This is a genomic window from Candidatus Erwinia dacicola (assembly GCF_001756855.1).
GTDB classification, from domain to species: domain Bacteria; phylum Pseudomonadota; class Gammaproteobacteria; order Enterobacterales; family Enterobacteriaceae; genus Erwinia; species Erwinia dacicola.
This window is the reverse complement of the sequence record NZ_MAYS01000141.1, coordinates 1-7,282: the sequence shown is the minus strand read 5'-3', so window position 1 is coordinate 7,282 and position 7,282 is coordinate 1. Positions and strand designations below refer to the sequence as shown.

Below are 7,282 nucleotides of genomic sequence, written 5' to 3'. Positions count from 1 at the left end.
AGCGATAGGCGGCTTTGGTGTGACGACGTGAAGACAGGTAAAAGTCAATGGTGCAGCCCCTGCTGTCGACGGCGCGGTACAGATAAGCCCAGCGTCCGTTGACCTTCACGTAGGTTTCATCGAGATGCCATGAGCCAAAACCGGAAGGTTGACGCCAGTACCAGCGCCGCCGCTTTTCCATCTCAGGTGCAGAACGCTGAACCCATCGATAAATCGTGGTGTGATCGACATTTACCCCTCGCTCAGCCAGCATCTCCTGCAGCTCACGATAACTGATGCCATATTTGCAGTACCAGCGGACGGCCCACAGGATAATATGACGCTCAAAATGTCGACCTTTAAATGGGTTCATGTGCTGCTCCTTCAACTAAACAGTGGCATCAGTTTACCATCGCCAGATCTTTGCAACAGTGCCTGTCAGACTTCCCAGTGGCAATAAAGTGAGGATTTTAATCTTCTGCGGAGTAAAAGCAATCGTTTGCCACTGTATCGGGGTGAACAGTGTAAGGTAGGGAGGTTACGCGTTGGTATAGCGTTCGGTTTCCGGCAGCCAGCGCTCAATCAGCGCCGAAGCCTGCTCCGGGTAATGCTGGTGGATATGGCGCGCCACGCGCTGCACTTCCGGGATCATCGCCTGATCGCGCAGCAGGTCAGCAACCTTAAACTGGGCGTTACCGGTTTGGCGCGTGCCCAGCATTTCGCCGGGGCCGCGAATTTCGAGGTCGCACTGGGCAATCACAAAGCCGTCGTTGCTGTCGCGCAGCACCTGTAAACGCTTCTGCGCGGTTTTACTCAGCGGCGCTTTATACAGCAGCACGCAGTAGGAAGCGACCGCACCACGACCAACGCGGCCGCGCAGCTGATGCAGCTGCGCCAGCCCGAGGCGTTCCGGGTTTTCGATAATCATCAGACTGGCATTGGGCACATCCACGCCGACCTCGATCACCGTGGTGGCGATCAGCACGTGGATTTCACCCTGCTTGAATGCCTGCATCACCGCCTGTTTCTGCTGCGGCTTCATCCGGCCGTGCACCAAGCCGATAGTCAGCTCCGGCAGCGCCAGCTTCAGCTCTTCCCAGGTGGCTTCCGCCGCCTGCGCTTTCAGTAGCTCTGACTCCTCAATCAGCGTGCAGACCCAGTAGGCCTGGCGGCCTTCGCTGCCGCAGGTGCCTTTCACCCTAGCAATAATCTCGGCACGGCGCATGTCAGAGATCGCGACGGTGGTCACCGGGGTACGCCCCGGCGGCAGTTCGTCGATGTTTGAGGTATCGAGATCGGCATAGGCGGTCATCGCCAAGGTGCGCGGGATCGGTGTGGCCGTCATAATCAGCTGGTGCGGGTGGAAACCCTGTTCTTCGCCTTTCTCCCACAGCGCCAGACGCTGGTGGACGCCAAAGCGGTGCTGCTCATCGATGATCACCAGCGCCAGCCCGTTGAACTGCACCTGCTCTTGGAAGATAGCGTGGGTGCCGACAATCATCGACACTTGCCCACTGGCGATCGCTTCCTGTTGGGCGATGCGCGCTTTGCCTTTCTGTTTCCCTGCCAGCCAGCCTACTTCCAGCCCAAGCGGCGCAAACCACTGGCGGAAATTACTGGCGTGCTGCTCGGCCAGCAGCTCGGTTGGCGCCATCAGCGCCACCTGCTTACCGTAAGCAATAACCTGCAGTGCCGCCAGCGCGGCGACCAGCGTTTTACCGGACCCCACATCGCCCTGCACCAGACGCATCATCGGATAGTCGTGGGCAAGGTCGGCTTCGATCTCGCGCACGACGCGCGCCTGGGCATTAGTCGGTTTAAACGGCAGCGCGGTCAGAAGCTGATCGCTCAGGTCGTGGTGGGCAGCCATCGGCAGCGCATGATAACGCTGCGCACCGGCGCGCACCGCCAGCATGCTGAGGTTGTGCGCCAGCAGCTCTTCCATAATCAGGCGTCGCTGCCCTGGGTGGCGGCCGCTATCGAGATCGGCCAGCGCCATATCCGGTGGCGGGCGGTGCAGGGTACGCAACGCTTCCGGCAGGCTGATCACTCCTTGGCTCAGCTCCGGCGGCAGCAGTTCGCTAATCTCGCAGGTTTCCAGCAGGGTCAGTGCTTGGTCGGTCAGGTTGCGCAACGTAGCTTGGCGCAAGCCTTCAGTGGTGGAGTAAACCGGGGTCAGCGTCTCCTGCAGTTTGGTGACGCTGCTTTCACCCTGTACTTTGTACTCCGGGTGGATGATCTCCGCTCCGCGCTGGCCGCGTTTAATCTCACCGTAAGCTGTGACACGGCGGCTGGTAGCGAGGCTGTTCTTCATTCCGGCATTGAAGTTGAAAAAGCGCAGGGTAAGGATGCCGCTGCCGTCGCTAATCTGGCAGGTCAGCATACGGCGGCGGCCAAACGAAATATCGCTGTGCAGCACTTCGCCCTCTACCGTGGCATAGATGCCCGGCAGCAGTTCGTTGATGGCGTAAAGCTGGGTGCGATCTTCATAGCGTATCGGCAGATGCAGCAGCAGATCCTGTACGGTCAGCAGGCCAAGTTTGGCTAGCTTTGCCGCTTGGCTGGTGCCCACGCCGGACAACGTATTGAGCGGAACGGCATCCAGCAGGCGGCTCTGCATTATTTACGCGCCTTCGACTGCATGGTGGCCCACCATTCCGGCTCCGCCACCACTTCACCGCGATCGTTGATCACCGGGTAGGGCAGCCCTTTATGCTTCGCCACGCGGGCCAGTACCGGGTAACCTTCTTCGAACAGCAGACGCTGCTGCTCGGCGTACTCCAGCGTGCTCTCTGCACGCAGATACATACCGGCATTCTGCCGCTGCCGCTGCGCTTCATAGAGGATCAGGGCCGATGCGACGGAGACGTTTAGCGACTGCACCATACCGATCATCGGGATAATAATATCTTGGTCGGCAAGGTCGAGGGCTTCCTGGGTAATCCCGGTTTTCTCCTGGCCCATCAGGATGCAGGTCGGGCGGGTATAGTCAATCTGGCGGAAATCGACCGCTTTAGCGGAGAGGTGCGTCGCCAGAATCTGCATCTTCCGATCTTTCAGATGGCTGACGGCATCACGGATTGTCGGATGGGTTTTCACCTGCACCCAGCTGTTACTGCCCGCGGCGGAAGAGACCATGGTGCGCATGCGGCTTCCCGGCCATACGGCGTGAACTTCATGCACGCCAACGGCGTCGGCGGTGAGGATCACCGCAGAGACGTTATGAGATTTATGCAGCTGTTCCATACACACCGTCAGGTTGTGCTGACGAGCGGCGAGCATTGCGCGTAGATGGGCATAACGTTGGGCATTCATGCGAAAGTGGACTCCCTAAAATCAGTCATCCCGTCTGCGGTGAGAGGGGAAAGCAAAAGACGGAAGCTGGTTCCGTCTTTGCTTAATTACGGTTGCGATGGACCTTGATGACATCCGGCATCACGCGGATTTTACGCATGATATTGGCCAGATGAACGCGATCGTGTGCCGTCAGACGGATAAAGGCGCTGTAAACACGGCCATCTTTTTCTTCGGTGTTCAGGCTCTGGATATTGGAGCCCGCGGTGTTAATTGCCGCCGTCAGGTTTGCCAGCGCGCCCTGGTGGTTAAACATATCCACCTTAATCTCGGCGACAAACTCCTGCTCGGTGGCAATATCCCACTCCACCGCCATGTATTTCTCTGGTTCTTTCTGATAGCCACGAATATTACGGCAGGATTCATGGTGCACTACCAAGCCTTTACCCGGGCTGACGTGCGCCACAATTGGGTCACCGGGGATCGGGCGGCAGCACTTGGCGAAAGTGATCAACACCCCATCAGCGCCCTTAATTGGCAGCTTACTGCGAGCGCCGCTGATGCTATTGCAGCTGCCGGTTCTGGCGGGAGCATTCTGCTCGCTCTGCTGTAGATTTTTCGCCACCACTACGCTCATGGCGTTACCGAGACCGATTTCAGCCAGCAGGTCATCCAGCGAGGTCAGCTTCATGCGCTCCAGCTCATGCTGGACATTGGCTTCCGGGATCTCAGCCAGCTTGCGGCTGCCGCCTAGGGCGTGATTGAGCAGGCGTCGACCAAGGCTAACCGAGTCATCACGCTTGAGGTTTTTCAACAGCTGGCGGATCTTGGCACGCGCTTTCGAGCTGACGACAAAGTTTAGCCACGCAGCGTTTGGGCGGGCGCCCGGTGCGGTAATAATTTCGACGGTCTGACCACTGGTGAGCGGCTGCGACAGCGGATAAGGTTGGCGGTCAACGCGTGCGCCCACGCAGGCATGACCGATGTCGGTATGCACGGCATAGGCAAAGTCAACCGGCGTGGCGCCGGCCGGCAGTTCAACAATGCGGCCTTCCGGAGTGAAAACGTAAATCTCATCTGGGAATAGATCGGATTTCACGCTTTCGATAAATTCAAACGAGCTACCGGCGCTCTGCTGCAGCTCCAGCAGGCTCTGCAGCCAGCGCTGCGCGCGGATCTGTGCGGTAGTGCTGCTCTCGCCCTGTTTTTTATAAGCCCAGTGCGCTGCCACCCCCATCTCTGCCATCTGATCCATATCTTCGGTACGAATTTGCACCTCAACCGGCACGCCGTGCGGACCGATCATTGAAGTATGCAGCGACTGATAGCCGTTGGCTTTTGGGATAGCGATATAATCTTTTACCCGGCCCGGACGCGGCTTATACAAGCTGTGCATCTGGCCCAGTACGCGATAACAGGTATCGACATCACGCACGATGACGCGGAAGGCGTAGATATCCATAATCGAATGGAATCGCTGCTCTTTCAGGTGCATTTTGCAGTAGATGGAATAGATGTGTTTTTCGCGACCGCTGACACGGCGGGTAATACCGGCTTCTTCCAGACGACCGTCAATTTCTGATAGGATTTTCTGGATCATCTCTTTACGGTTGCCGCGTGCCGCTTTTACCACTTCCTTAATCACGCGGAAACGGTTCGGATACAGTGCTTCAAAGCCCAGCTCTTCCAATTTGGTTTTCAGGTGGTGAATACCCAGGCGGTGAGCCAGTGGGCTATAGATTTCCAGCGTTTCCAACGCGATACGCCGTTTTTTATCCGGGCGCAGCGCGCCGAGGGTACGCATGTTGTGCGTACGGTCGGCCAGTTTGATCAGAATGACGCGGATATCCTGCACCATCGCCATGATCATCTTGCGGAAGTTTTCAGCTTGGGCTTCTTTCTTGTCGCGGAATTTCAGCTTATCGAGTTTAGAAACTCCTTCAACCAGCTCGGCGACGGTCTGGCCGAACAGCTGTTCCATATCCTTATAGGTGGCGGGGGTGTCTTCAATAACGTCGTGCAGAAGCGCGGCCATCAGTGTTTCATGGTCGAGTTTCATTTCAGCTAGGATGCAGGCCACGGCTACCGGATGGGTGATATAAGGATCACCGCTGGAGCGTGTCTGTCCCTCGTGAGCATCACGTGCGACAAGATAAGCCTGCTTGAGGCGCTTGATTTGCTTCTCAGGCAAGTATTTTTCAATCAGCTGATTGAGGCTTTCGAACAAATACAAGGCAGGCCTTTAATGCTGATTAACGACGACCTTCAGCGATAGCAGTTACAGCCTGCAGTTCTGAGGCTTCCTGTTCTTGCTGCTCCTGGCGATCGCGCACGTCAAGGATCTGATTGGTGATCAGGCCTTCTTCGATTTCGCGCAGCGCGATAACGGTAGATTTATCGTTCTCTTCTGGAACCAGTGGATCTTTACCACCAACCTGCATCTGACGAGCGCGGCGCGCTGCTACCAGAACTAGGTCAAAACGGTTACCAATTTTTTCTACTGCGTCCTGTACGGTTACGCGTGCCATAAGTGTGATACTCCACGGGTGGTGACGAAATGACTGGGCATCGTACTGAGTTACGCTCAGTCTGCCAATAGTTTGCTGATTAATGCATCATGGCGGGCTTTTTGACGGCCCATACGCAGACGCTCAGCGCGAATAATGGTCTTCAGATCGGACAATGCTAGGTCGAAATCATCATTCACGATTAAATAATCGTATTCGGCGTAGTGGCTCATCTCAGCAACAGCCTGGGCCATACGTTTAGTAATCAATTCTTCGCTGTCCTGACCTCGGCCACGCAGGCGGCGGTCCAGTTCGTCTTTCGACGGCGGCAGCACGAAAATGCTGCGTGCTGCCGGCATTTTTTTACGGATCTGTTTTGCACCCTGCCAGTCGATATCGATAAACACATCAACGCCAGTTGCCAGCACCTGTTCAATTGCTTTACGCGAAGTGCCGTAATAGTTACCGAACACTTCGGCATGTTCTAAAAACGCCTCATCCTCGATCATGGAACGAAACTCATCGTGGTTCACAAAGTAATAATGTTCACCATGATTCTCGCCCGGCCGCACCCCACGCGTGGTGTGGGAGATCGATACTTGGGTATCGTACAGCGGTTGCGTTTTTAATAGCGCCTGAATCAGGCTAGATTTACCCGCGCCGCTAGGGGCGGAAACAATAAAAAGCGTGCCTTGAGCCATGATTATTCTTGATATGCCAATAAAGCGGAGTCTACGTCCTGTACAGTATACACAGGTGCAGGACGTCATGCAGCGTTTAGACGATGATCCAAGGGATTTTCTGAGGAAATGGAAAGCGCTGCACGGCGTTTTGCATCCTGATGTCGGCGGCGTTGAATTGTTCCAGAGCCGCTTTCCACAATCTGATTTTGCCACTCGATAATCCCAGACCTGCACGCTTTACTGTTAAGCGGTATAAGTGGAAAGCAGGAAAGACAGGGATGTGCTACATCATTTTATCCATCTGGTTATACAGCGCGGTGCTGGCGGCACAGTGCCCGGTATGGTCGCCTGCGCGGGCCGATCTGGAGATGACCCGGCTGGCAACACAGCTCACGCACTGGGATGACGCCTACTACCGTCAGGGTAACAATACCGTGACCGATGAAAGTTACGATGAGTTGCAGGGCAAGCTACAGCAGTGGCAGTAATGCTTTCATCCCGCCAGCGATCGCCGTTAGCCTGTTGTGATGACCGATGGCAAGGTGCGCCATCCGGTTGCCCACGTCGGTGTAAAAAAACTGCTGGAACCGCGATCTCGAAAAACACGGCGACAGCATCAGCCAGTGGACCCGACTCGCCGTTGAATGCATGCTCGCCTGTGGCACCTGCGCTATGGGCGTTCGCCGCTACTGCTGCGCTTCACCTGACTGTACCCACTCCCGCTTCTTCTGCCAGAGCTGCAAGTCAAAGGCCTGCAGCGCCGGCGGCATGAAGTCTACCGAGCAGTGGATTGCTGAGCAACAATACGTCCTGCCCGAC

The 7,282-nt window shown here is 56.2% G+C and carries 8 protein-coding genes and 1 pseudogene; 3 read left to right on the top strand and 6 right to left on the bottom strand.

Features of this window, described 5'->3' with window-relative positions:
• The 6 genes from BBW68_RS04340 to gmk all read right to left on the bottom strand — a co-directional run.
• The coding region (locus tag BBW68_RS04340) for an IS6 family transposase (protein ID WP_148127480.1) at positions 1 to 352 on the bottom strand (352 nt) is incomplete at its 3' end.
• Positions 353 to 517: 165 nt separating this feature from the next.
• Positions 518 to 2,599 carry an ATP-dependent DNA helicase RecG gene (gene recG, locus BBW68_RS04335; protein WP_070134158.1) on the bottom strand — a complete coding sequence of 694 codons (2,082 nt, stop codon included), beginning with the start codon at positions 2,597 to 2,599 and terminating at the stop codon, positions 518 to 520.
• Entirely contained in the window at positions 2,599 to 3,294 is a 696-nt protein-coding gene (gene trmH / locus BBW68_RS04330; protein ID WP_070134157.1) for a tRNA (guanosine(18)-2'-O)-methyltransferase TrmH, read from the bottom strand. The genes recG and trmH overlap by 1 nt, the downstream gene beginning before the upstream one ends.
• Before the next feature lie 82 nt (positions 3,295 to 3,376).
• On the bottom strand, positions 3,377 to 5,506 hold the full coding sequence (gene spoT, locus BBW68_RS04325; RefSeq protein ID WP_070134156.1) for a bifunctional GTP diphosphokinase/guanosine-3',5'-bis pyrophosphate 3'-pyrophosphohydrolase: 2,130 nt from the start codon (positions 5,504 to 5,506) through the stop codon (positions 3,377 to 3,379).
• A gap of 19 nt (positions 5,507 to 5,525) precedes the next feature.
• The gene (gene rpoZ, locus BBW68_RS04320) at positions 5,526 to 5,801 is read right to left on the bottom strand and encodes a DNA-directed RNA polymerase subunit omega (protein WP_070134155.1); all 276 of its coding nucleotides are present in this window, start codon (positions 5,799 to 5,801) and stop codon (positions 5,526 to 5,528) included.
• 56 nt (positions 5,802 to 5,857) lie between these two features.
• Positions 5,858 to 6,481, bottom strand: coding sequence for a guanylate kinase (gmk, locus tag BBW68_RS04315; RefSeq protein WP_070134154.1), 624 nt, complete (start codon positions 6,479 to 6,481; stop codon positions 5,858 to 5,860).
• A gap of 67 nt (positions 6,482 to 6,548) precedes the next feature.
• Here gmk and BBW68_RS20130 point away from each other — a divergent pair, with 67 nt between their 5' ends.
• From BBW68_RS20130 to BBW68_RS15750, 3 genes and pseudogenes are all read left to right on the top strand, one after another.
• Positions 6,549 to 6,683, top strand: a complete 135-nt coding sequence (locus BBW68_RS20130; protein ID WP_261791492.1) for a hypothetical protein — start codon at positions 6,549 to 6,551, stop codon at positions 6,681 to 6,683.
• 58 nt (positions 6,684 to 6,741) lie between these two features.
• Complete coding sequence (locus BBW68_RS04305; RefSeq protein WP_070134152.1) at positions 6,742 to 6,951, top strand: hypothetical protein; 210 nt, start codon at positions 6,742 to 6,744, stop codon at positions 6,949 to 6,951.
• 94 nt (positions 6,952 to 7,045) lie between these two features.
• A pseudogene (locus tag BBW68_RS15750) lies at positions 7,046 to 7,282 on the top strand (transposase zinc-binding domain-containing protein); the annotation flags it as partial.